This window comes from Bradyrhizobium sp. Kon69, from assembly GCF_055807515.1.
In genome coordinates this window covers 12,582-37,859 of sequence record NZ_JBVVOS010000034.1, presented here as the reverse complement: position 1 = coordinate 37,859, position 25,278 = coordinate 12,582, and the positions used below count along the sequence as shown (strand labels likewise).

Annotated in this window: 27 protein-coding genes; 10 read left to right on the top strand and 17 right to left on the bottom strand. The window is 63.3% G+C overall.

All coding sequences use genetic code 11. The annotated features are described in order from the left end of the window. Positions 1-12 precede the first annotated feature (12 nt). Entirely contained in the window at positions 13-768 is a 756-nt protein-coding gene (locus AC0L3U_RS33400; protein WP_473364580.1) for an alpha/beta fold hydrolase, read from the top strand. 692 nt (positions 769-1,460) lie between these two features. Here AC0L3U_RS33400 and AC0L3U_RS33395 read toward each other — a convergent pair. From AC0L3U_RS33395 to AC0L3U_RS33385, 3 genes are all read right to left on the bottom strand, one after another. Beyond that, positions 1,461-2,195 carry a hypothetical protein gene (locus AC0L3U_RS33395; protein ID WP_473364579.1) on the bottom strand — a complete coding sequence of 245 codons (735 nt, stop codon included), beginning with the start codon at positions 2,193-2,195 and terminating at the stop codon, positions 1,461-1,463. Positions 2,196-2,343: 148 nt separating this feature from the next. Continuing rightward, on the bottom strand, positions 2,344-2,622 hold the full coding sequence (locus AC0L3U_RS33390) for a hypothetical protein (protein WP_473350187.1): 279 nt from the start codon (positions 2,620-2,622) through the stop codon (positions 2,344-2,346). A 259-nt stretch (positions 2,623-2,881) separates the two neighbouring features. After that, positions 2,882-4,240, bottom strand: a complete 1,359-nt coding sequence (locus AC0L3U_RS33385) for a hypothetical protein (protein ID WP_473364578.1) — start codon at positions 4,238-4,240, stop codon at positions 2,882-2,884. A gap of 275 nt (positions 4,241-4,515) precedes the next feature. On the opposite strand from AC0L3U_RS33385, the gene cysE reads away from it, so the two are divergent. The 3 genes from cysE (at position 4,516) to AC0L3U_RS33370 (ending at position 6,986) form a co-directional block, all read left to right on the top strand. Beyond that, the gene (cysE, locus tag AC0L3U_RS33380; protein WP_007602549.1) at positions 4,516-5,340 is read left to right on the top strand and encodes a serine O-acetyltransferase; all 825 of its coding nucleotides are present in this window, start codon (positions 4,516-4,518) and stop codon (positions 5,338-5,340) included. Positions 5,341-5,479: 139 nt separating this feature from the next. Further along, positions 5,480-5,698 carry a DUF3126 family protein gene (locus AC0L3U_RS33375; RefSeq protein WP_007602550.1) on the top strand — a complete coding sequence of 73 codons (219 nt, stop codon included), beginning with the start codon at positions 5,480-5,482 and terminating at the stop codon, positions 5,696-5,698. Positions 5,699-5,792: 94 nt separating this feature from the next. After that, positions 5,793-6,986 (top strand): FAD-binding domain, encoded by a 1,194-nt coding sequence (locus AC0L3U_RS33370; protein WP_473364577.1) that lies wholly within the window; start codon positions 5,793-5,795, stop codon positions 6,984-6,986. 155 nt (positions 6,987-7,141) lie between these two features. Here the strand turns inward: AC0L3U_RS33370 and AC0L3U_RS33365 are convergent, their stop codons facing one another. Then, positions 7,142-7,849 (bottom strand): hypothetical protein, encoded by a 708-nt coding sequence (locus AC0L3U_RS33365; RefSeq protein WP_473364576.1) that lies wholly within the window; start codon positions 7,847-7,849, stop codon positions 7,142-7,144. 222 nt (positions 7,850-8,071) lie between these two features. Here AC0L3U_RS33365 and AC0L3U_RS33360 point away from each other — a divergent pair, with 222 nt between their 5' ends. Together AC0L3U_RS33360 and AC0L3U_RS33355 are read left to right on the top strand one after the other, a co-directional pair. Beyond that, positions 8,072-8,401, top strand: a complete 330-nt coding sequence (locus AC0L3U_RS33360; protein WP_473350183.1) for a DUF6949 family protein — start codon at positions 8,072-8,074, stop codon at positions 8,399-8,401. 90 nt (positions 8,402-8,491) lie between these two features. Next, complete coding sequence (locus AC0L3U_RS33355; protein ID WP_027567784.1) at positions 8,492-9,022, top strand: gamma carbonic anhydrase family protein; 531 nt, start codon at positions 8,492-8,494, stop codon at positions 9,020-9,022. Positions 9,023-9,024: 2 nt separating this feature from the next. Here AC0L3U_RS33355 and AC0L3U_RS33350 read toward each other — a convergent pair whose 3' ends face one another. Continuing rightward, on the bottom strand, positions 9,025-9,189 hold the full coding sequence (locus tag AC0L3U_RS33350; protein WP_473287676.1) for a hypothetical protein: 165 nt from the start codon (positions 9,187-9,189) through the stop codon (positions 9,025-9,027). A 141-nt stretch (positions 9,190-9,330) separates the two neighbouring features. On the opposite strand from AC0L3U_RS33350, the gene AC0L3U_RS33345 reads away from it, so the two are divergent. Beyond that, entirely contained in the window at positions 9,331-9,633 is a 303-nt protein-coding gene (locus AC0L3U_RS33345; RefSeq protein WP_456769321.1) for a hypothetical protein, read from the top strand. Positions 9,634-9,736: 103 nt separating this feature from the next. Then, positions 9,737-10,099: a hypothetical protein gene (locus AC0L3U_RS33340; protein WP_473364604.1), complete on the top strand. Its 363-nt coding sequence runs from the start codon at positions 9,737-9,739 to the stop codon at positions 10,097-10,099. Between the two features lie 174 nt (positions 10,100-10,273). Here the strand turns inward: AC0L3U_RS33340 and AC0L3U_RS33335 are convergent, their stop codons facing one another. The 6 genes from AC0L3U_RS33335 to AC0L3U_RS33310 all read right to left on the bottom strand — a co-directional run bounded on the left by AC0L3U_RS33335 (position 10,274) and on the right by AC0L3U_RS33310 (position 15,845). Beyond that, positions 10,274-10,768: a hypothetical protein gene (locus AC0L3U_RS33335; RefSeq protein ID WP_247362229.1), complete on the bottom strand. Its 495-nt coding sequence runs from the start codon at positions 10,766-10,768 to the stop codon at positions 10,274-10,276. Positions 10,769-10,944: 176 nt separating this feature from the next. Further along, on the bottom strand, positions 10,945-11,676 hold the full coding sequence (locus tag AC0L3U_RS33330) for an aspartate/glutamate racemase family protein (RefSeq protein WP_473364603.1): 732 nt from the start codon (positions 11,674-11,676) through the stop codon (positions 10,945-10,947). 4 nt (positions 11,677-11,680) lie between these two features. Continuing rightward, entirely contained in the window at positions 11,681-12,559 is an 879-nt protein-coding gene (locus AC0L3U_RS33325) for an ABC transporter permease (RefSeq protein ID WP_027567789.1), read from the bottom strand. Positions 12,560-12,562: 3 nt separating this feature from the next. Further along, positions 12,563-13,522: an ABC transporter permease gene (locus AC0L3U_RS33320; protein ID WP_473364575.1), complete on the bottom strand. Its 960-nt coding sequence runs from the start codon at positions 13,520-13,522 to the stop codon at positions 12,563-12,565. A 4-nt stretch (positions 13,523-13,526) separates the two neighbouring features. After that, positions 13,527-14,816: an ABC transporter substrate-binding protein gene (locus tag AC0L3U_RS33315; protein ID WP_027567791.1), complete on the bottom strand. Its 1,290-nt coding sequence runs from the start codon at positions 14,814-14,816 to the stop codon at positions 13,527-13,529. Positions 14,817-14,858: 42 nt separating this feature from the next. After that, positions 14,859-15,845 carry an ABC transporter ATP-binding protein gene (locus tag AC0L3U_RS33310; protein ID WP_275174674.1) on the bottom strand — a complete coding sequence of 329 codons (987 nt, stop codon included), beginning with the start codon at positions 15,843-15,845 and terminating at the stop codon, positions 14,859-14,861. Between the two features lie 265 nt (positions 15,846-16,110). Between AC0L3U_RS33310 and AC0L3U_RS33305 the strand changes: the two genes are divergently transcribed. Then, entirely contained in the window at positions 16,111-16,818 is a 708-nt protein-coding gene (locus tag AC0L3U_RS33305) for a GntR family transcriptional regulator (RefSeq protein ID WP_473364574.1), read from the top strand. Between the two features lie 40 nt (positions 16,819-16,858). Here AC0L3U_RS33305 and AC0L3U_RS33300 read toward each other — a convergent pair whose 3' ends face one another. After that, on the bottom strand, positions 16,859-17,836 hold the full coding sequence (locus AC0L3U_RS33300) for a Bug family tripartite tricarboxylate transporter substrate binding protein (protein ID WP_473287668.1): 978 nt from the start codon (positions 17,834-17,836) through the stop codon (positions 16,859-16,861). 116 nt (positions 17,837-17,952) lie between these two features. Beyond that, a complete protein-coding gene (locus AC0L3U_RS33295; RefSeq protein ID WP_473350175.1) occupies positions 17,953-18,765 on the bottom strand; it encodes a helix-turn-helix domain-containing protein in 813 nt (270 codons plus the stop codon). Between the two features lie 321 nt (positions 18,766-19,086). On the opposite strand from AC0L3U_RS33295, the gene AC0L3U_RS33290 reads away from it, so the two are divergent. Further along, positions 19,087-20,856 carry a CYTH and CHAD domain-containing protein gene (locus AC0L3U_RS33290; RefSeq protein ID WP_473364573.1) on the top strand — a complete coding sequence of 590 codons (1,770 nt, stop codon included), beginning with the start codon at positions 19,087-19,089 and terminating at the stop codon, positions 20,854-20,856. Between the two features lie 125 nt (positions 20,857-20,981). Here AC0L3U_RS33290 and AC0L3U_RS33285 read toward each other — a convergent pair whose 3' ends face one another. The 4 genes from AC0L3U_RS33285 to AC0L3U_RS33270 form a co-directional block, all read right to left on the bottom strand. Further along, positions 20,982-21,605, bottom strand: a complete 624-nt coding sequence (locus tag AC0L3U_RS33285; protein ID WP_473364572.1) for a transglutaminase-like cysteine peptidase — start codon at positions 21,603-21,605, stop codon at positions 20,982-20,984. Positions 21,606-21,936: 331 nt separating this feature from the next. After that, positions 21,937-22,548: a PilZ domain-containing protein gene (locus AC0L3U_RS33280; RefSeq protein WP_007602573.1), complete on the bottom strand. Its 612-nt coding sequence runs from the start codon at positions 22,546-22,548 to the stop codon at positions 21,937-21,939. A 68-nt stretch (positions 22,549-22,616) separates the two neighbouring features. Next, positions 22,617-23,783, bottom strand: a complete 1,167-nt coding sequence (locus tag AC0L3U_RS33275) for an MFS transporter (RefSeq protein ID WP_473364571.1) — start codon at positions 23,781-23,783, stop codon at positions 22,617-22,619. A 70-nt stretch (positions 23,784-23,853) separates the two neighbouring features. Beyond that, on the bottom strand, positions 23,854-25,095 hold the full coding sequence (locus AC0L3U_RS33270) for an MFS transporter (protein WP_473364570.1): 1,242 nt from the start codon (positions 25,093-25,095) through the stop codon (positions 23,854-23,856). Positions 25,096-25,278: the final 183 nt, after the last annotated feature.

Here is a 25,278-nt window from a genome sequence, read left to right as displayed (position 1 = left end):
GCGGAACTGATGATGCCGAGCTTTCACAACGGCGCCGTTGAAATTGCCTATCTCGACGAAGGCGAGGGCGATCCGATCATCCTGGTGCACGGCTTTGCCTCCAGCAAGAACGTGAACTGGGTCTATCCAACCTGGGTCTCGGAGTTGCGCAAGAACGGCCGCCGCGTCATTGCGCTGGACAATCGCGGCCATGGCGAAAGCGCAAAGCTCTACGAGCCCGCGCAATACTCGATCCCGACCATGGCTGGCGACGTGCTCGCGCTGATGGATCACCTCGCCATCCCGCAGGCCGATCTGATGGGCTATTCGATGGGCGGACGGATGACGGCCTGGCTCTCCCTCAACGAGCCGCAGCGCCTGCGTTCGGCAATCCTCGGCGGCATCGGCATCGGCGGCCTGATCGAGGGCACCGGGCCCGGAGAGAACGTCGCCAAGGCGTTGGAGGCGCCCTCGCTCGACGACGTCACCGATCCCGTTGGCCGCACGTTTCGTGCTTTTGCAGACCAGACCCGTTCCGACCGCCGTGCGCTCGCTGCGTGCCTGCGCGGCACGCGCGACCTGATGACGAAAGAGCAAGCTGCGCGCATCGACGTGCCCGTGCTGATCGCGGTCGGCAGCACCGACGACGTCGCGGGTTCGGCCAGCGCACTCGGCGCCATCATCCCCGGTTCGGAAGTGCTCGACATTCCCGGCCGCGATCATATGCGTGCCGTCGGCGACAAGGTCTACAAGACCGGTGTGCTCGATTTTCTCTCACGTCGCGGCTGAGAGCGGCATAATCCTTGAGTCCGCTAACGCCGGTTATCGGACGTCAGAACCAGGTCGCCCAGCATGTCCGCTCAGGGCCACAAGCCGACGTCGAAGCTGTCGACACGCGAATTTAACGTCAGGTTAAGACTTCCATCCGTTTCTACTAAGCGTGTTATCTCGATCCGTTTTGACATGCGAAGGATCTGATCCGGTAGAGAGTCGCAATGATTGCTACAATTCTACTCTGTAGTGCAGCAGGCTTTGTTGTCGCTGTTTTGTGTTTTGCATACTTCTTCCCGCGTCGTGTCGCGTGGGGCTGGGGATTGGCTGCCTTGGCTAACATCCCGGGTCTAGTGTTCCTTGGCTATCTACTTGAAAAGCACGGCGACTTGTACGTCTTCATTGCTTTGGCACTAAGTGTATTTGTCGGTCTCGGCGGTTTCGGAATTGGTGCAATCGTCGGGAGGATCATCGCGTCAAACCGACCGCACAATGAGCGAGAGACCGTAGATAGGCACGATCCCGAAGTAGAGCCGCGTTCAGAGCCTGTTCGCAGATCACTGCGACTAAAAGCAAGAGCGGCCAGCTGGCGTGCGAGCCGCGAGCGGTGATGTTGGTCGCCCGCTTTGGGTCACTTGCAAACATCTCAGGAGCAAGTGCCAAGGTCGACTAAGTGCCACAAGCAGACAAACGATAGCCGGTCGCTCTGGCTACCGAGTTCGTTTCAAGTCGCGGGTCTGCTCGAAATCCGACCAGCTCAGAATGTTAGCCAACTCCCGCTTCGCTCCGTGGCCGGCTCCATCCAATCTGAGATTCTTTTCAAAGTATTCTTGCAACCAAGGCAGCTTACTATTGATGTTCTTCGTGACGGGCTCATCGGTAACCTCAAGAGTGACCTTAGCCCAGCTCACGTTTTGTCCAAGTGAGGCCGGGAGATTGTGACGATCAACTTCCATGACACTGCTCGGCACATTGACGTCCCCGAACGTCAAGAGGTCAGGAAGATCATCGGGACGGATCTCATGAGTGCCTCTTTTTGTTGAGAGCGAAGAGATTTTCTCAAGAAGATCATCGCCCTTTAGTTGGGCACCGTAAAGCTCGGACAGTAGGCTTTCGCTTGGCCCTCCGTCACGCGACCAGCGCACATCGTTGCCATAACGGGGATGACGTCGGTTCACGATTGAGACGATCAGTGGACGTTTTCCGCCACCAAGATCGAGGTATAGGGCTTCACCGTTCAGTTCGTGCATCACGCCACGCGCGGGAACTGAGACGCCGGAGAACTGAACTTCGACGACGTTGGACGTTCGTTTGACGCCCTCCGGCGTATTGACCTCCACAGTCAGCTTGTAACGATAGCTCTCACTTTTCCCGCATCCTGCGAGACAGAGCGCAAGGAGGGCTAAAGCGCCGAGGCGCAAAGGGGCAAATCGCATCTGGTCCACTTGGTTGCATCTAGCCCTTCAGTCAACCAAAAGCGTCACGCATGCTGAATTTTCAGTATGTGGGCCGAAGGTCAGCTATGGGTCAGAAGCGGTCCTCGACCGGCTGCGTGCCGCAGGTCAGCAAAGGGCAGAAGCACAAGTGATCGCCTTAAACGGGGTAGCGCCATTTCAATGCGCGCCGCACGAACAACAGCGCTGCTACCACGATCACCAGGACGACAAGATAGCCGGCAACAGCCCACCGCTCGTGTGGCAGGTAACCCGGAGCCAACATAAGCATCAATAGAACGCAAAGGAGCGCCGTTTGTGCGTAGAACAGCGGCGAGCGCAGCATTCCTGTCGGCTTCAATTCGGCGAGCCGGTCACCAGCGCGCGTCACGCGACTGTAAAGAAACACTAAAGCCGCCAAAGCGATTATCCATTCCATGCAGTTGAGCTACCATTGCAGGATTTAGGATACCTCAACGCGTGACGGAGAAAGCGCTACATCGCCCCCTGATGTCCGCTGTGGGTCACTTGCGGACCTGACTGCCAGGCGGCGGGCGCGGTGCTGGAGCCCGCTAAGGGCTGTTATCAGACTGGCGACCAATGCAACCGACGGCGACCTCGAGCAGCTCCTGCTCACCGGCAAGCTGCTCCCTTTCTCGGCGCCGTCGGCAGGGTGATCGACCGCGAAGCGGCCAATCTCATCCCGGCTTGCTGTCCTCGCCAAACCGTCGCGCGAGGGCCATCAGCACCACGAAGGTCGCAACCCACACCATCCGCGCGCCGTAGCGGTCGTGGGGGCCGGAGATGACGGCGCAGATGAAGGCGTTGCCGAGCAGCGCCAGAGTCACCGTCGCCGCCAGCAGCGTCAGATCGTCCAGCCGGCGATGTATGAGCGCGTGGCCGAGCAGCACAACGAGCGCCAGCATCGAGGCCAGCGCGACGGGCACATGCAGCCAGTTGATGGTGTCGAAGTCGAGAGCCCAATGCTGCTGGCGCGCGGCGCGCATCGGCGCGGCCTGCGAGGGAATATAGCGTTCGATGATGCCGCGGGTGTGCGGGATCCAGCCATTGGTGCCTTCGCCGGTCGCGACATGCAGCAATTGCTGACCCAGCGCCCGCAACGCCGCGCCGGCCTGCCAGGCCGGATAGTCGGCGAGCGACCCCACGACGATGGTGCCCATCTCGTCGTTCATGCCCTCGAAGCGGCCGAGCGTGTTGAACATGCTCTTGCCCCACAGGAATTCGTCGGCGGTCGCCGGCAATTGGTCGCGATAGGGGCAGAGCTTGAGTCTTTCACGCGGGCAATGGTCGTTGAGATAACGCGCAACGATGCCGTCCTGCATCATGCGGCCGAAGGCAACGCCGGTGCCGCCGGGCGTCCAGGCCCATTTGCCTGACAGCGCATGGTTGGCTGACACCAGCATCAGCCCGCCCACGACGATGGTCAGGCTCGCCTTCGCCAGTCCTGCGACGGGCAGACGCGCGCGCAGAAATGGCCGCATCATCCAGCCGACGACGCAGAGACCGAGCAGCACGCCGAGCGTGGCGCTGTGGGTCGCGGCGGCAAAGGCGGTGAAGACGAACAGCGTGATCTTTTCGAGCGCCGAGGTCCGCTGCCCACCGATGACCAGCAGGAATAGCGACAGCACCGACAAGCCTGCAAAAATGTCGGTGAGCAACATGCTCGCAAGCCAGGGCAGCGCGGTCGACAGGATCAGGAGCAGGCTGATCGCGACGAAACGGAACGTCTGCATCATCGAGAGCACGCGCAAGGTGAGCTGCAACAGCCACAGCGTCGCCAGCGACTGGACCGCGAGGTTGATCCAGAAACCAGAACTCTCGCCATAGTGCAGATAGATGCCGAACACGGTGGAGCGGCTCGGGACGAGATAGCCCTCGTACCAGCGCGCCAGATAGCCTCCGGTATCCCATTGCAACAGCGGATAGCCGTTCCAGAACGCCGGCGCGATCATCAGGAGCGGCAGGGCGACCGCGGCCAGCCGCAGCCAGAGGGTATCAGCGGCGCCCGCGCGCAAATGATCGGTAGTGATGGTCAAATCCGCTCCGTCCTCACTCGGACCATGCCCGCAATCACCGTTGAGGCGGAATTCACCAATAGTTTGACGCCGCCCGACTTGAATTTGGCGAAACCCTGACCATTTTGAGCCGACCTTGCCGCCGGAGGCATCGGAAGAAACTGTTTTGATTCAACGTGTTGGCATACCCTCGCTGGGCAACGCACTGTTCACTCTCAGGCAAGCCCGTCAGGACTTTGTCGCCTAGACTGTGTTATAGAACCACCGAAACGAGCCAATTCGAAAGAGCAGATCTCATGGCAGTGCATCAGGTCAATCCGGGAGGAAAGCTCGCAACGCTCGATCCGATCTGGGATCGGATCCGCGGCGAAGCGGAGGACATCGTCCATCGCGAGCCGGAGCTTGCGACCTTCATCTATTCGACGGTGCTGCATCACAGCCGCCTGGAAGATGCGGTGATCCATCGCGTCGCCGACCGGCTCGATCACTCCGCGCTGTCGGGCGATCTCGTGCGCCAGACCTATGACGAGGCGCTGCGCGACGACCCCGATCTCGGCAACGCCTTCCGCGCCGATCTCGTCGCCGTCTACGACCGTGACCCCGCGACCTCGCGCTTCATCGATCCCTTGCTCTATTTCAAGGGCTTTCACGCCATCCAGACCCACCGCCTCGCGCATTGGCTCTATCTGAAGGGCCGCAAGGATTTTGCGTATTATCTGCAGAGTCGGGCGTCTGCGGTATTCCAGACCGACATCAATCCCGCCGCGCGCATCGGCCGCGGCATCTTCCTCGACCACGCCACCGGCTTCGTCTGTGGTGAGACGGCGCTCATCGAGGACGACGTCTCGATCCTGCATGGCGTCACGCTGGGCGGCACCGGCAAGGAGAACGAGGATCGTCATCCGAAAATCCGCCACGGCGTTCTGATCGGCGCCGGCGCGAAGATCCTCGGCAATATCGAGATCGGCCATTGCGCGCGCATCGCGGCGGGCTCGGTCGTGGTCAAACCCGTGCCGCACAACGTGACGGTCGCAGGCGTGCCCGCCAAGGTCGTCGGCGAAGCCGGCTGCGCCGAGCCGTCACGCACCATGGATCAGATGATCAACGCCATGGGACTTTGAGGCGGGACTTCGAGCTTGTCGGAAGGGCGGGATTTTCCGCCCCTTTCGGTCCCCAAAATTCTTTGGCAATTCATGCTGGCGGTTGGTCGCGTCTCGTCCTAAAACCCGCGCCAACCCAGATTTCGATTGGAGACTTGCCGTGGACGTCAAGGAAGTTAGGAAGCTCGACGCGTATCTGAAGCGCGTATTCGGCAATCCCAAGATCCGCGTCGTGCCGCGGCCGAAGAAGGATGATTCCGCCGAGGTCTATATCGGCGAGGAATTCATCGGTGTGCTCTTCGTCGACGACGAGGACGATGATCGCTCGTTCCAGTTCCAGATGGCGATCCTCGAGGACGATCTCGTCGATCAGGAGTGATGCGACCCGATTCGTGAGGCGGAACTTCCCGCCCTCACCATTTAGTGTCTGACGCAGCGGTGCGATCGGCCGACGCTCTTCCCACGTTCCGTCCATGCGAACAGTGCTGATCTCCGGGGCGGGGATCGCCGGGCCTACGCTCGCGTATTGGCTGCGTGCCGGAGGCTACGAGCCGACGCTGGTGGAACGCGCGCCCGAGCTTCGTCATGGCGGCTACGTGATCGATTTCTGGGGACTGGGCTACGACATCGCCGAACGGATGGGGCTGTTGCCGGCGATCGAAAGCGCCGGCTACCGCGTCAGGGAAATGCGGATCGTCGACGATCGCGGCCGGCGTGTCGCCGGATTTGGTACGAACGTCCTCGACGATCTCACAGGCGGGCGTTACGTCACTCTGGCACGAAGCGATCTGTCGCGCCTGCTGTACGGTACGGTCCGCGATGGCATTGAAACGATCTTCGATGAGGAGATCGTTGGCCTGGAGCAGCAGCCTGAATGGGTCGACGTGCAGTTGCGGCGCGGCGGGAGCCGACGTTTCGATCTCGTCGTCGGTGCTGACGGCCTGCATTCGCAGGTGCGCAGTCTTGCGTTCGGCTCGATCGGGACGTTCGAAAGAAATCTCGGCTATGGCGTCGCGGCATTCGAGACCCGCGGCTATCGCCATCGCGACGAGAATGTGTATCTGATGCACAACCGGCCGGGCCGTATGGTTGGCCGTTTCGCGCTGCGCGATGATCGCGCCTTGTTCCTCTTCGTGTTTCGCGGTGATGCAGGCGAGCCTGCCGCACAGAAGGCACAGCTGCGTGATCTCTATCGCGACGTCCGCTGGGAATGCCCAGACATTCTGAACGAACTCGAGCGCAGCGATGATTTGTATTGCGACCGGGTCAGTCAGATCAGGATGGACGGCTGGTCGCGGGGCCGCGTCGTGCTGATTGGAGACGCTGCGTTCTGCGTCTCGCTCGTCGCCGGGCAGGGCTCGGCTCTGGCCATGATCTCTGCCTATGTGCTTGCGGGAGAGCTCGCGCGCGCCGACGGGCGCCACGAGGAAGCATTCAGCGCCTATGAGACCCGCCTTCGCAGCTATATCGGCGCCAAGCAGCGCGGAGCGGAGCGCTTCGCCGCGGCATTTGCGCCGCGGACGTCATTGGGATTGTGGTTTCGCAATCAGGTCGTGAGGGCGTTCTCGTTGCCGGGCGCGGCGAGACTCGCCATTGGCCGAGACCTTGCCGACAAGCTGGATCTGCCGACTTATCGCTGGCGCGATCACAAGGAGATCGGCGTTTGAATGGCCCGCGGCATTGAATTTTTTCGAAAGAGACGAATTGTCGGAGGGGGCGAGTTTTCCCAAAGCCGGCTTCAAAAATACGAAGTCGTGCCAGGCACTTGGCTACTGTGCATGGGGTTGTTTTCGCAGTTTTTGTTTTGGAGGCTCGGGGCCGCTTACCCCTTCGGTCCCCGCAACTGCGCCGTCAGCTTCTCCATCGCTTCCGCCGCATCGCGCCATTGCGACAGCCAGCTCCGCGGAAAGCGGAAAGTGAGGTCGGCGCCGCCGACGCGTCGTTCGGCAAGGCACATGCCGGGCGTCGCTCCATCGCGGGTGCAGCGCGCGGTCAGCGCCGGACTTGCAGCAGAATAGAGATCCTCGCTGCCGTAAGGCGTGTCGGCGCGGAACATCCGCATCGTCAGCCCGTCCTGGGGCGTTGCCGCGGCCTGGTCGAGATAGCGCGGATAGATCGTGGCTACGCGCTGCTCGGGCGAGAGCGCATCGCGATGCGCGGCGATCGACAGGAAGATGCGGTCGATCGGCTGCATCGCCGCATCCACGCTATCGGCGGTGACGTGCTTAGGCGCGCCCGGCGGCTCTAGCGAAGGATACAGGAAGTCGAGATCGATCCGCTCCTGCGGCCCGGAGTGGCGCTGGATCTTCATGCGGATCGCGTTGGTCGGCAGGTTGAACAGCGTGCCGCCGACGCTCACCGGCAGCTTGTCCGGGGCGCTCGCGCCGCTCGAGCCCCAGGTCGGCCACAACAAATAGGCGACGAGCGCGACGGCGCACACCGCGGCAATGCCGCCGAGCACGATCGGGATCACGTGGCCCCGGGTGCGCGCCCGGGGAGACTGAGGGGAAATTGCCGAAAACACCGTCATGAGCCGCGCGAATGAGCCGGAAGTCGGCCGATGGCCGACGAATCAGCGTCGAATATGCCACGTGGTGGCGGTTTCGCGGAGCGTTCACCGGCTGCAGGGAAGGGAGAGAGGCCTGCGTGGGACGGCCGGCGGCGTTAACCTTCCCTTAAGGATAATGTAGCGTTAACCGGCACTCTTTGTCACAGGAAGGTACCTCGCGTTGCGTAAGGGCGGACCGTTCCGATGACACCTGAAGCTCTCAATACATTCTTCTCGATCGGCATCGGTTTCGCGCTCGCGGGAGCGCTCGTGAGCGGATACCAGACGGTCGCACAGCGGCCGGCCGGCTTCGGTCTGTTGCAGGACGGCGTGGCGCCGAAGACCTTCGCGGCGGTTCCGTTCCTGGTGTTCGCGGCACCCTTCATCATCATGCGCAACACCCTGCGTGGCAGGCAGCTGGAGAGCCGTCGCGTCGAATTCGTGATGATGGCCACCGTCATCGCCGGCTTCTGGAGCATGATGAGCGGCACCTTCGTCCTGATGACGCTCCGCGCGGCCGGCGTTCTGGTCTGATGCGCGCGCTGTAGGGCTGCCTGCGCGGCGGCCCTTTGCGTCAAGGCTGCCGTTTCGCTATGGCTGGGGTTGACCCGACAGGAGACCCTCATGGCGATCTACGAGCTCGACGGGCAGGCGCCCGACCTTCCCGCCGACGGCAACTACTTCATCGCGGAGACCGCCACCGTGATCGGCCGCGTGCGCCTGAAGCCGGGCGCGAGCGTCTGGTTCGGCGCGGTGCTGCGCGGCGACAATGAATGGATCGAGATCGGCGAGGGCGCCAACGTGCAGGACGGCTCGACCTGCCACACCGATCTCGGTTTTCCGCTTCACATCGGCAGGAACTGTACGGTCGGCCACAACGTCATCCTGCACGGCTGCACCATCGAGGAGGGCGCGCTCGTCGGCATGGGCTCCATCGTGATGAACGGCGCCAGGATCGGCCGCAACAGCATCGTCGGCGCCGGCTCCGTCATCACTGAGGGCAAGGAATTCCCCGAACGGTCCCTGATCATCGGTTCGCCGGCGCGGGTGATCCGCACGCTTGACGACGCCCAGGTGCAGAAGATGGGCAGCGCGGCGAAGTTCTACGTGGCGAACGGCCCGCGCTTCACGAAGGGCCTCAAGCGGATCGGGTGAGCTCAGCTTCCTTCGGACTCGCGCGCTTCTAGTGCGCTTGCGACCTTCTCGTGCCCCGCGGACCATAGGGCATGCTCGTCGCTGCCGTCCTGGTACGGATTGGCTTCCGCCGGAATGTTCTTACGCGCCGCGCGTTCGCCTTCTGCAAAAGCATCGCGATCGTTCATCGTGACTGCGCCTTCCTGTTTCCGGAGCCGAAGATCAGCCTGAGCGTGATCGTGCCCGCCCTCCCGGTTTCAAGCTGATGCGACGGCATTTGTTCCGGAACCGGTCATTGCTGCGGCGGTTGACCGGCGAAGGAGAATTCAATGGCCAGATTGCCCACAACCCGTTCAATCAAGACCGTGATCGTGATCTTCGCCCTTGGCGCCATGCCCGCCGTATCGTTCGCGCAAGCCACCGGCGGCTCTGCGGGATCGGCCGGAGGTGTGGCCAATTCTCCGGCGACTGCGCCTGGCACCAACAGTCTGGGCACCGCCCAATCGTCCGGTGCGAATGCTGCATCAGGAGGCACCACCGGCGCAGGCGGGGGTAGGGGGACCGATGCCGCCGTCAACGCCGAGGACCGGCTGCTCGACAAGAAGCTCAAGAGCATCTGCCGCGGCTGCTGATGCTCGCGGGGAAGTGAGACAGTGAGGCTGTCAGGAACGCCGCAAGCCAATTAGCTTGGTCCTGCTTTGAAGCGTGGAGCGTCTCCACGCGGAGGATCGAGTGATGTTACGCAAGATGATGTTGACGGCGCTGGCCGTCGCGATAGTCGGGCTGTCAGCCCCACAGGCCGCCCAGGCGCGGGGCGGTTTCGGACACGGTGGTGGCGGTTGGGGCCATGGCGGAGGCTGGAGCCACGGAGGCGGCTGGCGCGGCGGCGGCTTCTGGCCGGGAATCGCCATCGGGGCGGGTATCGCCGGCGCGGGTTATTACGGCAGCTATTACGGCTATGGCCAACCGTATTACGGCGATCCCTATTACTATGGTACCGGCTACGACGATGGTGGCTATGGCGGCTGCTACGTCGTGCGCAAGCGCGTCATGACGCCGTCGGGCTGGCGCATCCGCCCCGTGGATGTCTGCGAATAGGCGGCGGTACCCGTTAAAAAACAAGGTCGCTGACGCAATATACCGTCAACGACCTTGCCAGCCCCGGACATTGAAATCGGCTCACGCCATCCGGTAACGGCGAGCATCGCTTGGAATCACACGGGCGAATGTGATCCAGTTCACAAGTCCAAAAATTTAGGCGGCGACGGCTGCTCAGCCGCGCGAGCGCTTGCGTGCACTGGCATGGACACGATGCCGTGCAGGTTTCCTGCGGGTAACCGAGGGAGTCTCCGCCTCGCTCGCCCGGGCGCTGGCAAAGGATTGCCGCAGGCCGTCGATGGATTCGTTCAGTGTCGTGACCTGCTCGGACAGACGCTTGGTGTCGGCCTGCTGGAATGCGAGCAAGCGCTTCACACTCTGAAGCTGGTCCTGCACGACCTGAAGCTGATCAATCGATTCCTGCTGGGTTGCTTCCAGCCCCTTGGTCTTCTCGACCAGCTGCTCGGACGCCTGTGCGGTGCGAGCCTGAAGCTGCCGCGACGCCACCACCCGGTCGGTCTCAGGAGCTGAGCCGGTATAGGCGCGCCAGATCGCGATCGAGGTCACACCGGCGATCAGCAGGAGGAGGGCGGCGGCGGTCAGCGCGATGGGCTGAGCGCCGAGGCGAAGAAGCGGGTTGGACGGTGCGTCCTCTGCGAGATCGATCATCGCTGACAAAACCCAAATTGAAACTTGGTGAGTGGCGAAGACCGGCAACCCTGAGGCCGCCGGGTGTCCCGAAAGCGTTACGTTTCGGCAAGGAATGGGACCAAAAAGAGGCTAAGAGCAAAAAAACCAACAATCATGAGGCCTTGACGCCTCCGAACGCCCGTCAGGGGCAGAGATCAGGGCTGAAACGGCGAAAACGGACCTGAATAGGTCTTCGAGCGCGGCGCCGCGTAGGGCCCGAGCCGGGAGGTCTTCAGTCCCAGTCGCACCAGTGATTCCGCCAAGGTCACCGCGGCGGCGACGCCGTCGATCACGGGCAGGCCGTGCGTGGCGGCGAGTTCATTGGCGAGATCGGCCATGCCGGCGCAACCGAGCACGATGGCCTCCGCGCGGTCGTCGCGGATCGTGGCTGTGATCTCCGTGGAGATTTTTGCGAGCGCGTCGGTGTTGCGCTCCTCCAACGCGAGCACCGGCACCTCGGCGGCGCGGACGCGGGCGCAGCGCTCAGCCAGGCCGTATTTCCGCAAATTATGCTCGATCGGCACGATCGAGACACCGAGCGTCGTCACCACGGCGAAGCGCGCGGCGATCAGGCTCGCCATGTGAAAGCCCGCCTCGCCAATGCCGATCACGGGTGCCTTTGCCGCGGCGCGCGCGGCGTCGAGGCCGGTGTCGTCGAAGCAGGCGATGATATGCGCGTCCGCGCCGTCGCGATCGGCCTCGCGGATGCAGCCGAGCATGCCGGGGACGGCGAAGGCCTCGTCGTAAAATCCCTCGATCGAAACCGGACCCATCGCCGGCTGGCGCGCGTCGATCAATGTGTCGGGCAGGGCGATGCTGCGCGCCGCGGCGGCGATCTTCGCCGTCATCGACGCCGTAGTGTTGGGGTTGACGACGTGGAGTCGCATCAGATCAGACAAGCCCTTTGCCGGCGTCCGAGCCTTTGGCCGCCTGCCGCCTGTTCAACACGTGGATGGTGCCGAGCGCAAGGCTGATCACCGTGAACGAGACGGCGGAGATCACGGTGCCGAGCGCATAGATGTCGGGGTTGGTCACGGTGGTGGTGAGGCCCTGGAGATCGAGCGGCAACGTGTTCACCGCACCGATCGCCTGGCTGGAGCGTGCGAGCTCGTCCCAGGATAGCGTGAAGCCGAACAGTCCAATGCCGATCACGGAGGGCAGGATGATCGGCAGCACGACATGACGGAAGGCCTGCCACGGCGTCGCGCCGAGATCGCGCGCGGCTTCCTCGAGGCGCGGGTCGAAGCGGTTGAAGATCGCGAACATGATGAGTAGGCCGAACGGCAGTGTCCAGGTCAAATGTGCACCGAGGCCCGAGGTGAGCAGCCCCATCGAGGTCTCGAAATTCTCGTTCCAATGCGCCTTGATCAGATCGTCGATGATGCGGAATTCGAGCGAGATGCCGAGCGATGTGATGATCGAGGGCACGATCAGGCTCGCGATCGCCGAATAAAACAAAATGCTCTGCGCCTTGAACTTGCGGCGAAACGCCATGCCCGCGGCGACCGACAGCACGACGGTAACGATCATCACGATAATGCCGAGCAGCAGCGAACGGCGAAAGGCCGCGCCGAGATCGACGATGCCGGTGCCCTGGAACAGTTTTGCGATCCAGAAAGTCGACACACCGTTCATCGGGAAGGTGAGGCCGCCCTGCGGCCCCTGGAACGACAGCACGTAGATCGCGATCATCGGGCCGTAGAGAAACAGCGTGTAGGCTGCGAAGAAGATCGCAAGCACGTAGAAAGAGCGCGGGCGTCCTTCCTTCATGCTCTAGAGCTCCTTCTTGATGTCGACGATGCGCGACATCATGGTGATGATCAGGAACGTGATGACGAGCAGGATCACGGCGTTGGCCGCGGCGGCCGGGAATTGCAGCGCGTTCACCCGCGTCTCGATGATCTTGCCGGCTGCCGCGATCTGCTGGCCACCCATTACGCCGATGGTGATGAAGTCGCCCATCACGATGGTGATGACGAAGATCGAGCCGATCACGATGCCGGGCTTGGCGAGCGGGATGATGACGTTGACGAGCGTCTGGAAGCCGGTCGCGCCGGCGTCATAGGCAGCCTCGATCAGCGATTTGTCGATGCGCACCATCGAGTTGAAGATCGGCACCACCATGAAGAAGGTGAAGAGGTGCACCAGCGCCAGCACCACGGAGAATTCGGAGAACAGCAGCCATTCAACGGGATGGTTGATCAGCCCCGTCTTGACCAAGCCTGAGTTGACAAGGCCATTGCGCCCGAGCAGCGGGATCCAGGCGATCATGCGGATCACGTTGGAGGTCCAGAACGGAATCGTGCAGAGCAGTGACAGTCCCATCTGCCAGGTTTTGGATTTGACGTGGAAGGCGAGGAAGTAGGCGACCCAGAAGCCGATGAAGAGTGTGATGATCCACACGAGGAAGCACAGCTTCAGCGTCTTCAGATAAGTCTTGGCGATGGTGCAGAGATCGGGGAGCTGCGCGATGCAGCCCTCGAACGTGTCGGTGTAGCCGCGGCCCGAGAAGGCCGGCAGCAACTGATATTCGTTGTAGTCCCAGAACGAGACGATGACGACGAAGACGAGCGGGATCAGGAAGAAGGCGAGGAACACCAGCATCATCGGCCCGGCCTGAAGCCAGGAGATGAAGGAGGGTGACAGTCGCACCGCTTTGCGGCGGCGCGCCGTCTCCGATCCCCGGACCAGGTCCGGGGATGCCTGTTGCAGGATGTCCTCTGACGTGTCCATCAGATTACGCCGCGATGAACTCGTTCCACTTGCGGACCATGTAGTCGTTCTCGTCCATCACGGCGTTCCAGCAGGCGACGCCGCCCATGCGGTCTTCGTAAGAGCCGCCGTCGCGCACGGCGCCGGCCTTTTCGAGCAGCGAGCCGTCGGGCGCCTTGATGTCCTTCTCGGCCGCCTTGCCTTCCATCCAGTAGGCCCACTCGTAAGGCTCCATATGCGCCTTCGCCGTGGAGAGCACGGCTGAGTAGTAGCCTTGGCGGTTGAGATAGGCGCCGGCGTAGCCGGACAGGAACCAGTTGACGAACTCATAGGCCCATTCGAGCTTCGCACCCGAGACGCCCTTGGAAACGCAGAAGCCCGAGGCCCAGGAGCGATAGCCTTCCTTGAGCGGCTGGAAGGTGCAGGCAATCCCCATCGAGCGGACCTTCGTCACCGCCGGCGACCACATCGACTGGATGACGGTCTCGCCCGAGGCCATTAGGTTGACGCTCTCGTTGAAGTCTTTCCAGAAGGCGCGGAACTGACCGGCCTTCTTGGCCTCGGTCATCACCTTCATGGTGAGATCGATCTCTTCCTTGGTCATGTTGCCCTTGTCGGCATATTTGTACTTGCCGGTGGCTTCCACGACCATCGCGGCATCCATGATGCCGATCGAGGGGATGTTGAGAATCGAGGCCTTGCCCTTGAATTCGGGATTGAGCAGCTCGGCCCACGAGCTGATCGGACGCTTGATGATGTCGGGCCGGATGCCGAGCGTGTCGGCGTTGTAGACGGTCGGGATCAGGGTGACGAATTCGGTCGCGGACGTCGCGAACTTCTTGGAGTCCTTGCCTTCGAGATAGAGCACCTTCCAGGGTGCGGTGCCCTGGCCGCCGATCTTCTTGCCGCCGGGCGTCTGGCCCTTGGTGAAGACAGGCGTGATGTTGTCGAATTCCTTGATCTTCCTGGCGTCGAGGGCAAGGATGTTGCCCGAGGGCACGATCTTCTTCAGCGCGAAATATTCGGTGTCCAGCACGTCGAAGGAGTTCGGCTGGGTCATCACGCGCTTGGTGACGTCGTCGGTGGTCGCGGTGATGTATTCGATCTTGATGCCGGTGTCCTTCAAGCACTGCTTGGAAATCTCGTCGCCCTCGTTCACGGCGGTGCCGAGATAGCGCAGCACCTTCGGCTCGGCCGACATCACATAGGGAAAGCCGGTGATGGCGCCGGAGCCGGCGGCAAGGCCAGCGAGACCCGCGGTGCTCTTGAGTAGCGTGCGGCGGCTAAGGCCCTTCTTCCTGGTCGTTTCGGTCATATCACTCACTCCTCTGTTGCGCATTCCGGTGATTGATCGGCGCTATTGCAGACGTTGCGCCTTGGCGGGATCCCAGGTAGCCAGCACGCGATCGCCCGGCCGGAACTGGTGGACGTCGAAGGCGGCCTCGGGGAGGTGGGAGAACAGGGCGGTCCCGTCTTCGAGCGTGAGCGAGACGGCGATGTAGGAGCCCTGGTACTCGGTCTGGGTCAGCAGCGCCGGCGCGCCGACCGCGCCGTCGGCGATCGGCACGATGCCGAGCTGATCGGCGCGCACGGCGATGAGTTTGCCTGCGTCGCTGAGGACGTTGTGGCCGCCGATGAAGCGCGCCACGAATTCGGTGCGGGGATGATGGAAGATGTCGCGGGCACTTCCCTGCTGTTCAATCCTGCCCTGGTTCATCACCACGATGTGGTCGGCGAGCGCCATCGCCTCTTCCTGGCCGTGCGTGACCTGAACGAAGCTGATGCCGAGCTCGCGCTGCAGCCGCTTCAATTCGCCCCGCATCTTCACCCGCAGGAACGGATCGAGCGCAGAGAGCGGCTCGTCGAGCAACAGGATCTGCGGCTCGGTGATCAGCGCGCGGGCGAGCGCAACGCGCTGCTGCTGGCCGCCGGAGAGCTGCGCGGGGAGGCGGGCCGCGTAGGGCGTCATCGCGACCAGCTCGAGCAACTCGCCGGCGCGCTTATGCCGCGTCGCCCGGTCGATGCCGCGCATTTTCAGGGCAAACGCCACATTGTCGATCACGGTGAGGTGCGGAAACAGCGCGTAAGACTGGAACATCATCGCCGTGCCGCGCTTGGCGGGTTCGAGATCGGTGACGTTCTGCGGACCCAGGATGATGTCGCCTTCGCTGACCGCCTCGTGGCCGGCGATCATGCGCAAGGTCGAGGTCTTGCCGCAGCCGGAGGGGCCGAGCAGGCAGCAATAGGTGCCGGCCGGGATCTTCAAATTGACGGTGTCGACCGCCAGCGTCGTGTCGTAGCGCTTGCTGACGGCGACCAGTTCGAGGGCGGCGGGAGTGGCCATGGCGTGTCCGGGGCGAGGGCGATGCTGCGCCTCTCTCCGCAAGGTCCATGCCAATCGTGCTTGAATCGCTCTCTGCCGGCCGAATTTCAAAACAGTGCAGCGGACTCAGATCGTTAGATCGAATTCCATGGGTCTGGGCGGCTCGCCGCCTTCGCAGTTGCGTGCACACAAAACAGGCGCGGATTGTATAAAGTTTCGCCTGTGATTGGATACAGCTCGTCGATTAGGATTCGACGCCATCTTCGACGATCGAGTCCTCACCCCCATGGCCGCCAAGTCCCGACCGAAATCCGACGCGCCCGATGCGAGCGATCGCGTCAGCCGCATCCGGGAAGGCGTGACCGCGGCGATCCTCGAGCATCGCCTGCTGCCCGGTACGAAACTCGGCGAGGACGAGATCGGCGAGATCTACGGCTCAAGCCGAACGCTGGTTCGCACCGCGCTGCAACAGCTCGCCCATGAGGGCATCGTCAACATCGAGAAGAACCGCGGCGCCTTCGTCGCGCGGCCGACGCCTGCGGACGCCCGCGAAGTGTTCGAGGCGCGCCGCCTGATCGAGCCGACGATCGTCGATCACGCCGTTGACGCGGTGTCGCCTGCCTGGATCGGGCGTCTTCAGCGGCATCTTGCCGAAGAACGCGAGGCGGAGCTGCGTGGCGACGCGCGTGCTTCGGTCCGCCTCTCCGGCGATTTCCATCGGCTCGTCGCCGAGATGAGTGGCCACAGCATCTATCTCGGTTTTCTCAAGGAGCTGATTGCGCGCTCCTCGCTGATCATCCTGCTCTACCGCCGGCACGACACGCCGGCCTGCGGCACCGATCATCACGCCGGAATCGTCGCCGCCATCCGCAAATGCGACAGGGAGGCCGCGCGCGCGCAGATGTTGTCGCATCTGAACGAGATCGAGGCCGAGCTGTTCCTGAAGGATCCCGCCGCCGACGAATTGCGGCTCGCGGATGTGCTCGGGGACTGACCTCCAGGAGGTGTCCGCACCCGGGCGAGCGCGGCGGCGGCTATTGCGGCTCCAATCCGAGCGTCTTGATCGACTCGAGCCAGACCGGCCCTTCCTTTTCGTAGAGTGCAAGCGAGGATGCGCGGTCCATGGCCGGCTGGTCGACGCCGAAAGCATCGAGCAGCTTCTGCACGCGCTCCGTCTTGCCGCCTTCGACCATCAGCTTGGCGAGCATGTCGATCCGGTCTGCCGGCATCGCAGCGGGCGCCACCAGCGCGGTAAAGCTGATGAGCTGGAAGACATTGCCGGTGACCCCTTGCTCGGCAAATGTCTTGGTCTCGGGCAGCTTCTTCATGCGCACCGGTGTCGGCACGGCAATCGGGCGGCCGATTCCGGTATCGAGCACCGGAAGCGCGGCCTGATAGCTGCCGACCGCCGCCTGGATGACCCCGGCTGCAAGATCCTGCCACATCGGCGCTTCGCCGCGGTAATGCACGATGGAAATGTCGAGACCGAATTGGCGGTTGAGCTCGGCGATCGCAATATGCGCGAACGAGCCGATCCCGTACGAGCCGGCCGTGACCTTGTTGCCACGCGCATAGGCGACGAACTCTTCGATCGTCTTTGCGTTGGTGGCGGAATGAACCACCAGCGGCAGATGCCCCGAAGGCGTCACCGCTACGATCGTGAAATCCTTGTCCGGATCATAGGCCAGCGATTTCAGCAGCAGCCGGTTACCGAGCAAGGTGGACGAGATCGTGTACATCAGCGTGTAACCGTCCGCCGGAGAATCCTTCACCGACTGTGCTGCCAGCGCACCGCTGGCTCCGGTTTTGTTTTCGACAATGACCGGCTGGCCGAGCTTCTGCGAGATGTAGTCGCCATAGGCGCGGGCGAAGGCATCGGTGATGCCGCCTGCCGGCGTGGAGACGACGATCTTGATTGCCCGGGTCGGCCAGGCCTCGGCCCAAGCCGTTTCAGAAGCGGCTATCGTCAGGCATGCAATCGCGGCAGCCCAAATTCTCGCGGATGTCCGCACTTCGGCCTCCCTCTTTTCCCTGTGTCATTGGGCAGCCGGCAGCCACCGCAACGAGGTGTCACACGGGCAAGCAGGAGGGTCAAGAAATCAAAATATCGTTTCACTGTGTGAAATGATCATCGCCGACCTGCAGGTGAACCCGGCGCGGCAAGCTTGGCGCCGAGCGCCTCGGCAAGTGCGGAAGCGACCCTCTTCATCGGAGGTACGAAGCGGCGTATGCCTTCCTCCGGACTGACTGCTTCGCGGAGCATCATCACGTTCATGCTGCCGAACAGCCGGTTCTGAAGCGCGACGGGAACGCCAAGCGCCCAGACTGCGCCGCCGAAGATACTGCGGCTGTAGGTCTCGTCCATCACCGCGAACCCGGCTTTGCGAATCGTGCGCAGCGCCTTGGTGAGCTTGTCGGGATTGCGGGCCAGATCGTTCCAGGGCTCGGGACCGAGGGCAAGCCGCGCGGCAATGCGCTCCTGCTCGGCGGGCTCGCAGAAGGCGAGATAGGCGCGTCCCATCGAGGTCCCGAGGACGGGAAAGCGAAAACCCGGCGGGCGGCTGAACAGCAGCGAGCCGTCTACCCGCGTCGTGTGGGCGATGACCATGGACTCCTGATCGAGCACGGCAATGTCTGACGGCCAGTGGATCTGCTTGCGGAATTTGTTGAGGATGGGTTCGGCGATGCCGCCAATCCAGGTCGGCTCGTCATAGCCTGCGCTGAGCAGCAGCGCGCGTCCCGTCGGCGCGTAGCTGGCCGGCTCGGTACGGCGCACCACATAACCTTCATGCTCCAGCGTCTCGAGCATGCGGACGATCGTTGACTTGTTGAGCCCCGTCGCCTTGTGCAGCGAGCCGACGGTCGACTGCCGTTCCTGGTTGATCACCCGCAGGACCTCGAGGCCCCTGGACAACGCGATGACGGGGCGGAACGACGTCATGGCAGCTCCTTGTGATTGCCTGTGCCGCTACCCGACGAAGCAACCGACGGGGGACAGGGCAGCGCGCTCGACGCCATCGTCACCGATTGCGGGAAGGTTGGCATGAGTCAAGCTCGCTGACGCGTTCATCTCGGTTTCGAGAAAGGCAGGATTCGCAGACAATTCGATCGCTTGCTGCGCCCGGCGGCAATTTAGTTCCTGTGGTCAAGTCGCTCGCAGCCTCGTGTGGAAGTCGGGCGCTGCGACGTCACGTGACTAGTGCTCGCGAGCCGCACCGGCTATACGATGACGCTCTGTCATTGAACTGTCATGTACCTGTAAATGCTGAAGTCAGACGCAACGCCGGTTCGCAAGCACCCGAGCCCGCGGGATGGGAATCCTGTTGCGAAGGACAACAAGAGAACGCAAGTCGCAGCCGGCTTCTTCAGGCAGCGTGAACCCGCCGAGCTCGTTGCGGAACCTGTGATCGTCGAGGGCGCTGTGATCGATCAGACGCCATCGCAAGACGCGAAACCGGAAACGGAACCAATCCCGTCGAGCGCTGCGGCGCATGCCGCCGGCGAGATCGAGCTCAAGCTTCTGATCGATGCCGATCGCATGGCGCATTTCAACGCTGCGCCCGTGATCGCGGCGAACGCGTGCAACAAGGGCACGCGCAAACATCTCAAGTCCGTCTATTACGACACGCCGGAGCGGACGTTGCGTCGCAACGGCTTTAGCTTGCGTGTTCGTCAGAGCGGTGCGCGCTTCGTGCAAACCGTCAAGACCGATGCGGCGCACGATCCGCTCCGTCGCGGTGAGTGGGAGGCGCGCGTGCCTTCGCTTGCGCCCGATCTGGCTCTCGCGATGCCCTTCATTCCGGAGAAGCTTCGCGGCCGAGTGGAAGCGCGGCCGCTCGAAGCGGTCGTCACCGCCGATGTCCATCGTCATGCGCGGATGATTGACCTGCCGTCAGGCACGGTCGAGATCGCCTTCGACCGGGGCGAGTTGACGGCCGGGGACCGTTCACTGCCCGTGAGCGAGATCGAGCTGGAGCTCAAGAGCGGCAGCGCGAGCGCGATCTACGAGATTGCGCTGCGGCTCGCGGAGCACGGCGACGTAAAGCCGTCCATCCGCACCAAATCGGCGCGCGGCTTCGATCTTGCCGCCGACAAGCCGCCCTCGGCGCGGCGTCCGCGAAAACTTCGTCTCGATCCGTCGGTGACATTGGACGAGGCGTTCGCGACAATCCTGCGTTCCTGCTTCCTCCATTTGCTTCAGTCGCTGCCGGCGGCCGAGGACGGCCGCAATCCGGAAGGAATCCATCAGCTGCGCGTCTCGCTGCGCCGGCTGCGGTCGGTGCTGGATCTGATGCGTTCGGCGGGCGTGTCGAGCAACGTCGATACGCTGCGAACCGAAGCCGAATGGCTGGCGCAGGATTTGTCCGCCGCGCGCGACTGGGATGTGTTCCGGCTCGATACCCTGCCGACGATCGCAACAGCCTGTCCGTCGGTCGCGGGCTTCGATGCGCTGGGCCTGGCCGCGGCCGGGCGCCAGTCCGACGCCTATCGCAAGGCGCACGATGCGCTCGACGATCGCCGCTGCGCGATGTTCCTGATCAGCCTCGGCGGGTGGATCGAGGCGCGCGGCTGGCGCAACGACGTCGCCGCGCAGGATCTCGGCCAGCTCGCCGAACCCGCGGCCGACTTCGCGGCACGCATCCTATCGGCGCAATACGCCAAGGTGCTCAAGCGCGGCCGCCGCTTCAAGTCACTTTCCGCCGAACAGTTGCACCGCCTGCGGCTCGCGACCAAGCGGCTGCGCTATCTCAGCGAGTTTCTGCTGCCGCTGTTCGCGGACCGCAAATCCACGCGAAAATTCTCGCGCAGGCTCGCCGGCCTGCAGGAGCAGCTTGGCGCCTTCAACGATATGGCGGTCACGGCATCATTGCTCGACGGGCTTGATGCCGAGCCCGACTGCGCCATCGCCGCGGCGGCGATCGCCGGTTGGCAGGCACGCGCGTCGGTCGGGGTGCAGCCCGCCCTGCAAAGCACATGGCGGGATTTCACCGCCGCGCGCGTGCCCTGGTCGCGGCAGACACCGCAGGACTAAGCGAAGCACATCCCCCAAAAAAGTTGCGGCCAGCCATTGGGGGATGGCTGGCCGCGCGCGAACCGGTCTGGGACGGGGAGGGGTGGGGATGTGACCGGGTCGCGTATCTCTTTCGTTTGTCTTTACTAATCTCTCGCGCTGGCGGTGGAGACCGCCGGCTTGGTGTCGCCGAGCGAGACCCAGACGTTGGGATCGCTCTGCGACTGGCGCTTGACGAAGCGGTAGCCGGTCTCCGTCCAGGCAACGACGTTCTCGTTCTGATTGTCGAGAACGAACTCGCCCTTGTCGGTCTTCACCGTCAGCACAGCGTGTCCTTCGCCCTTCTTGTCGCGCACGACGGTGATGAGCAGGGCCTCGCGCGGCCATCCGGCATCGATCAGCATCTTGCGCTTCAACAGCACGTAGTCTTCACAGTCGCCGTAACCGTCCGACGGCAGCGACCACTTTTCGATCACGCCCCAGTGCTCCTGGTCGGTCAAAGGCTTGACGGTCTCGTTGACCCAGCGATTGACCTTGACGAGGTCGCGCCATGCAGCCTGCGACATCACGATGTCGCGCGGTTGCGTCGGTGCGCCCTGGCATTGGGCGGCATTATCCGCACAGAACTCGACCCAGCCGATCGGCGCACGCGTGGTGTCGCCGAGGCTTGCGTAGAGCAGACGGCCTTCGCCGGCCTGCGCTGCCGCGCTCATTCCGAAGAGCATGGCGGCCAGCGCCAATCCCTTCCCCTGTCCCCTGAAATCAAACATTGCGGCCCCCGTTTCTTGTTGGGACCACATTGCGCAGGGAGCTTTTGAGTTGCCGCTAAGTCAGTCAAGTCAAGTCGAGACGAATGCAAGTAAAACACGCGGCGAATTCGATCTATACTTGAGTCAAACTCGAATAAAATTCGATATGACTGCAATTGATTCAAATTTTATCGATTAACGCGGAAACGCTGGCGGAACCGTTGTTTGCACGCACCTGCAGCCTCCGCGTTAACCCGCGCGAGGCCCGTCACGACCCATGAAAAAGGCGGCGTCCGCATCGCGGAGGCCGCCTTCAGTACTGGAAATGCAGTGGTTTTGGTGCCTTCGCGCTTTACCGCGCGGTAACGCTCTCTTCGAGAGTTTCAATCGGCTGCGAATGCATGAACTCGAGCGCGAAGCCGTCTTCGAGGTTTCGGACCACGCGGCCCTGCACCCGGCCGAGCAAAACCGTCGATTTCAGCGGGGGGCGGTTCTCGGCGGCGATGGCGGCGCCCGACAGCGAGAGGTCGATGATGCGGCAGGTCATCTTGGTGCCGTCCTCGAGCGTCAGCACCGCGATCGGGTTGCGCGGCACGATACGATCGTGGCGGCGGTCTTCCGGCAGGTTGAGAATGTCGCGGTTGGCGAGCCAGGTCAGCTGTGCTGCGAGCTTGTCGCGCTTTCGCGGCGTCGCACCGACCGTCATGGCGAAGCCATTGTCGATGATGCGGGTGATCTTGCCCTCGACGCGGCCGATATGGTCGAGATAGGCGACCACGCGGTCACCGACATTGCCGATGCCGGGGGCCAGCAGCGCCAGCCCGCCCGGCGACATGTTGATCACCTGGCAGGGGAATTCCCGGCGGTCCGGTAGCATGTAGCGGCCGAGCAGGTGAACCTTCACCCGCTGGAAACGCCGACGTTCCTCGGCGGCCGGAAGAAATTTTTTGTGCGCCAACGCCATTTTCACAACCCGACCCCCCGCCTGGCGGAGTCCGGGACGACCCTAAGGTGCACAGGGTTAATGCCGCGTTAGGATCGGGCGCGGCGATGACGAACAGCCACAATGCGTTCGAAAAGCCACATCAGGGGCGGGCAGGCCAGCACCGTCATCGCGCCGAGGTCGAGCGCGACCGCGGCCGTGCCGGCCGATTTGGCGAGCCGGCCCGCCACCGCCGGCCCCAGCATCATCGCGGCATAGAAGAGAGTGTAGAACACGCCCATTCCGACCGCTCGTGTCTCCGGCGCGAGTACGCGGGCGGCCAGGCTCATGATCGGGCCGGCGGGAAGGCCGCCGATCAAGCCGCCCAGGACGAGGATCGCGATCACAGCGTCGGACCGGGTCAGCCAGGCCAGCAGGGCGGCGACCACCAGGCTGGCCGCGATCGCCAGCACGAAGGGGCGCTTGGTGCGATCGGCGAGATATCCGCCTGATGGCACCGAGATCACCGATAGCCACATCACGAGGCTGATCGCCGAGCCTGCCGCCGCAATGCTCCAGCCGCGCTCGACGAGCAATGAGGGGCCGAACGAGAAAATCATGGCGAAGCCGATATTATAAAGGCCCCAGATCGCACCCGCGACGATCACCGCCAGAAGCGCGAGCGGATCAAGCCGCCCGGAGCCGGCCGCGCTGGCGGTTGCTCCCGGCGGCGATTGGTAGAAAATGATCAGCACGATGCCGATCGCGGTCAGCGCGCCGGCCACGAGGAACACGGCGCCGGCGCCATACGCCGTGCCGATCGCCGGCAGCACCAGCAGCGAGATCGCAACGCCGGCCGGCCAGGAGTTGACGAAGATCGCCATCGCGGTGGCGATCTCCTTCCCCGCAAACCAGTCGGTGCCCATCTTGGTGAGCTGCACGGTCAGCAGCACGCCGCCGGCGCCGGAGGCGAGCCGGCCCGCCATCTGCCAGCCCCAGACGTCGGTGGTGGCCATGACGAGGCTGCCCGCCGTCATCAGCAGCAGCGCCAGGATCGTGGTGGGCTTGTCGCCAAGCGTCCGGCCGATCGCGCCGCCCGGCAGCGCCAGCACGATGCCCGGTGTGAAATAGAGTCCGATCAGGATGCCAATATCGGCGAGTCCGACGCCGAAGCTCTGCTGCAGCAGCGGCGCGACCGCGGCCACGCTCTGGAACTGGAACGCGATGGTGAGGCGAACGACGAACAGGATCGCAAGTATGCCCCAGCGATTGCGCAACGCTTCATCTCCCAAACCCTGTATCGAGCGTGCGGTGGGGAGACGCCGGAGTCAACCGCAAGCTCTGAGCTTACGTCTTCCTCGTCGCGCGCCCATAGAGAAGACATAGCAGCGCCAGCAGCACCGCGGCCGAGACCCCGAGCGACCAGTGAATGCCAATCGCCGCGCCGAACAGTCCGACCGTGATGCCGCTGAAGGCCCGCATCCCGAGCCCCGCCATGTTGTAGAGGCCGACGACGCGGCCGCGAATGTCTGACGGCGCGTTCAACTGCACCAGCGCCTGCGCCATGGTGTTGAACGACAGCTCGAAGAAGCCTGCAAAGAACAACAGCACGATCGCGATCGGATAGATCCGCACCGAGGCGAAGCCGAGCAGCGCCACGCTCCACAGCATCGCGAGCATGATCGCGGTGCGCGGCGTGCCCTTGAGCCGTCCCCAGGATTCCAGCGCGATGCCGGCGAGCAGCGCGCCCGCCGCATCAGCCGCGAGCAGCACGCTGTAGGAGATTCCGGGATCGCCATGGCCGAGATCGCCGGCAAAGCCCGGCATCTGGGCGTGATAGGCGTTGCCGATCATGAAGGAGGTAAGGCCGGCAAGCCACGTCATCGCCGTCAGCACCGGCTGGGTGCCGATGGCGCGGATCGTCAGCCTGATGTCGGCAAGGCCGCGCACGGCGAAGCGCCGCACCGCGACACTCTGGTCCCGCACCGGCGCCCAGAACAGCCATAGCAGCATCGGCAGATAGAACAGTGTGTTGAAGATGATGCCGTGCGAGGTGCCGAGCGTGAGCATGATGATGCCGCCGACGGCAGGTCCGACCAGAATGCCGAGATAGCGCGCCATCGCGTTCAGCCGGACCGCGCTCGGAAGGTCGGCGGGGCCGACGAGATCATAGAGCAGCAGCTGGTTCGGCGTCTGCCACAACACGCCGGCGCAGCCATGGATCACCAGCAGCAGCATGGCGTGCCACATCTGGATGGAGTCGGTGATGAAGAAGAAACCCCATCCCGCTGAGGCAACAACGAACAGCAGCATGCCGCATTGAATGATGCGGCGCGGATCGACCCGGTCGGCCAGCCCGCCGACCGCGACCGAGAACAGCAGGAACGGCAGCCAGTGCGACAGCACCGCAAAGCCCGCCAGCGCTGGCGAATGGAATTTCTGGAACACCACCCAATAGCTGATCACATGCTCGATATTGTCGGCCATCATCGCCAGCACGTAAGCGATGAACTGGAGCCGGTAGGGCACCGACTTCATCGCCGCGAACGAGCCGGACGCGACCACGGGATTTTGGGGGAGGGGGTTCAAGAGGGCACCTGGGTGGAATATGGGGCGGCTCTACACGTTCGCCGCCGGCCGCTCAAGACGCTTGGGGGTGTGTGGACCACGATCCCGTAGCCCGGATGAGCGAAGCGATATCCGGGAACGCTGGTCCCGCATGTCGCTTCGCTCATCCGGGCTACGAGACCGCGGCTTGGCACCAGCGCGCAT

What these genes read in the sequence shown, in the direction of transcription:
- AC0L3U_RS33400 (WP_473364580.1), top strand. Translation starts at nt 13, where the DNA reads ATGCCGAGCTTTCACAACGGCGCCGTTGAAATTGCCTATCTCGACGAA.
- AC0L3U_RS33390 (WP_473350187.1), bottom strand. Translation starts at nt 2,622, where the DNA reads ATGGAATGGATAATCGCTTTGGCGGCTTTAGTGTTTCTTTACAGTCGC.
- cysE (WP_007602549.1), top strand. Translation starts at nt 4,516, where the DNA reads ATGGCAGTGCATCAGGTCAATCCGGGAGGAAAGCTCGCAACGCTCGAT.
- AC0L3U_RS33370 (WP_473364577.1), top strand. Translation starts at nt 5,793, where the DNA reads ATGCGAACAGTGCTGATCTCCGGGGCGGGGATCGCCGGGCCTACGCTC.
- AC0L3U_RS33365 (WP_473364576.1), bottom strand. Translation starts at nt 7,849, where the DNA reads ATGACGGTGTTTTCGGCAATTTCCCCTCAGTCTCCCCGGGCGCGCACC.
- AC0L3U_RS33360 (WP_473350183.1), top strand. Translation starts at nt 8,072, where the DNA reads ATGACACCTGAAGCTCTCAATACATTCTTCTCGATCGGCATCGGTTTC.
- AC0L3U_RS33355 (WP_027567784.1), top strand. Translation starts at nt 8,492, where the DNA reads ATGGCGATCTACGAGCTCGACGGGCAGGCGCCCGACCTTCCCGCCGAC.
- AC0L3U_RS33350 (WP_473287676.1), bottom strand. Translation starts at nt 9,189, where the DNA reads ATGAACGATCGCGATGCTTTTGCAGAAGGCGAACGCGCGGCGCGTAAG.
- AC0L3U_RS33345 (WP_456769321.1), top strand. Translation starts at nt 9,331, where the DNA reads ATGGCCAGATTGCCCACAACCCGTTCAATCAAGACCGTGATCGTGATC.
- AC0L3U_RS33340 (WP_473364604.1), top strand. Translation starts at nt 9,737, where the DNA reads ATGTTACGCAAGATGATGTTGACGGCGCTGGCCGTCGCGATAGTCGGG.
- AC0L3U_RS33335 (WP_247362229.1), bottom strand. Translation starts at nt 10,768, where the DNA reads ATGATCGATCTCGCAGAGGACGCACCGTCCAACCCGCTTCTTCGCCTC.
- AC0L3U_RS33330 (WP_473364603.1), bottom strand. Translation starts at nt 11,676, where the DNA reads ATGCGACTCCACGTCGTCAACCCCAACACTACGGCGTCGATGACGGCG.
- AC0L3U_RS33325 (WP_027567789.1), bottom strand. Translation starts at nt 12,559, where the DNA reads ATGAAGGAAGGACGCCCGCGCTCTTTCTACGTGCTTGCGATCTTCTTC.
- AC0L3U_RS33320 (WP_473364575.1), bottom strand. Translation starts at nt 13,522, where the DNA reads ATGGACACGTCAGAGGACATCCTGCAACAGGCATCCCCGGACCTGGTC.
- AC0L3U_RS33315 (WP_027567791.1), bottom strand. Translation starts at nt 14,816, where the DNA reads ATGACCGAAACGACCAGGAAGAAGGGCCTTAGCCGCCGCACGCTACTC.
- AC0L3U_RS33310 (WP_275174674.1), bottom strand. Translation starts at nt 15,845, where the DNA reads ATGGCCACTCCCGCCGCCCTCGAACTGGTCGCCGTCAGCAAGCGCTAC.
- AC0L3U_RS33305 (WP_473364574.1), top strand. Translation starts at nt 16,111, where the DNA reads ATGGCCGCCAAGTCCCGACCGAAATCCGACGCGCCCGATGCGAGCGAT.
- AC0L3U_RS33295 (WP_473350175.1), bottom strand. Translation starts at nt 18,765, where the DNA reads ATGACGTCGTTCCGCCCCGTCATCGCGTTGTCCAGGGGCCTCGAGGTC.
- AC0L3U_RS33290 (WP_473364573.1), top strand. Translation starts at nt 19,087, where the DNA reads ATGCTGAAGTCAGACGCAACGCCGGTTCGCAAGCACCCGAGCCCGCGG.
- AC0L3U_RS33285 (WP_473364572.1), bottom strand. Translation starts at nt 21,605, where the DNA reads ATGTTTGATTTCAGGGGACAGGGGAAGGGATTGGCGCTGGCCGCCATG.
- AC0L3U_RS33280 (WP_007602573.1), bottom strand. Translation starts at nt 22,548, where the DNA reads ATGGCGTTGGCGCACAAAAAATTTCTTCCGGCCGCCGAGGAACGTCGG.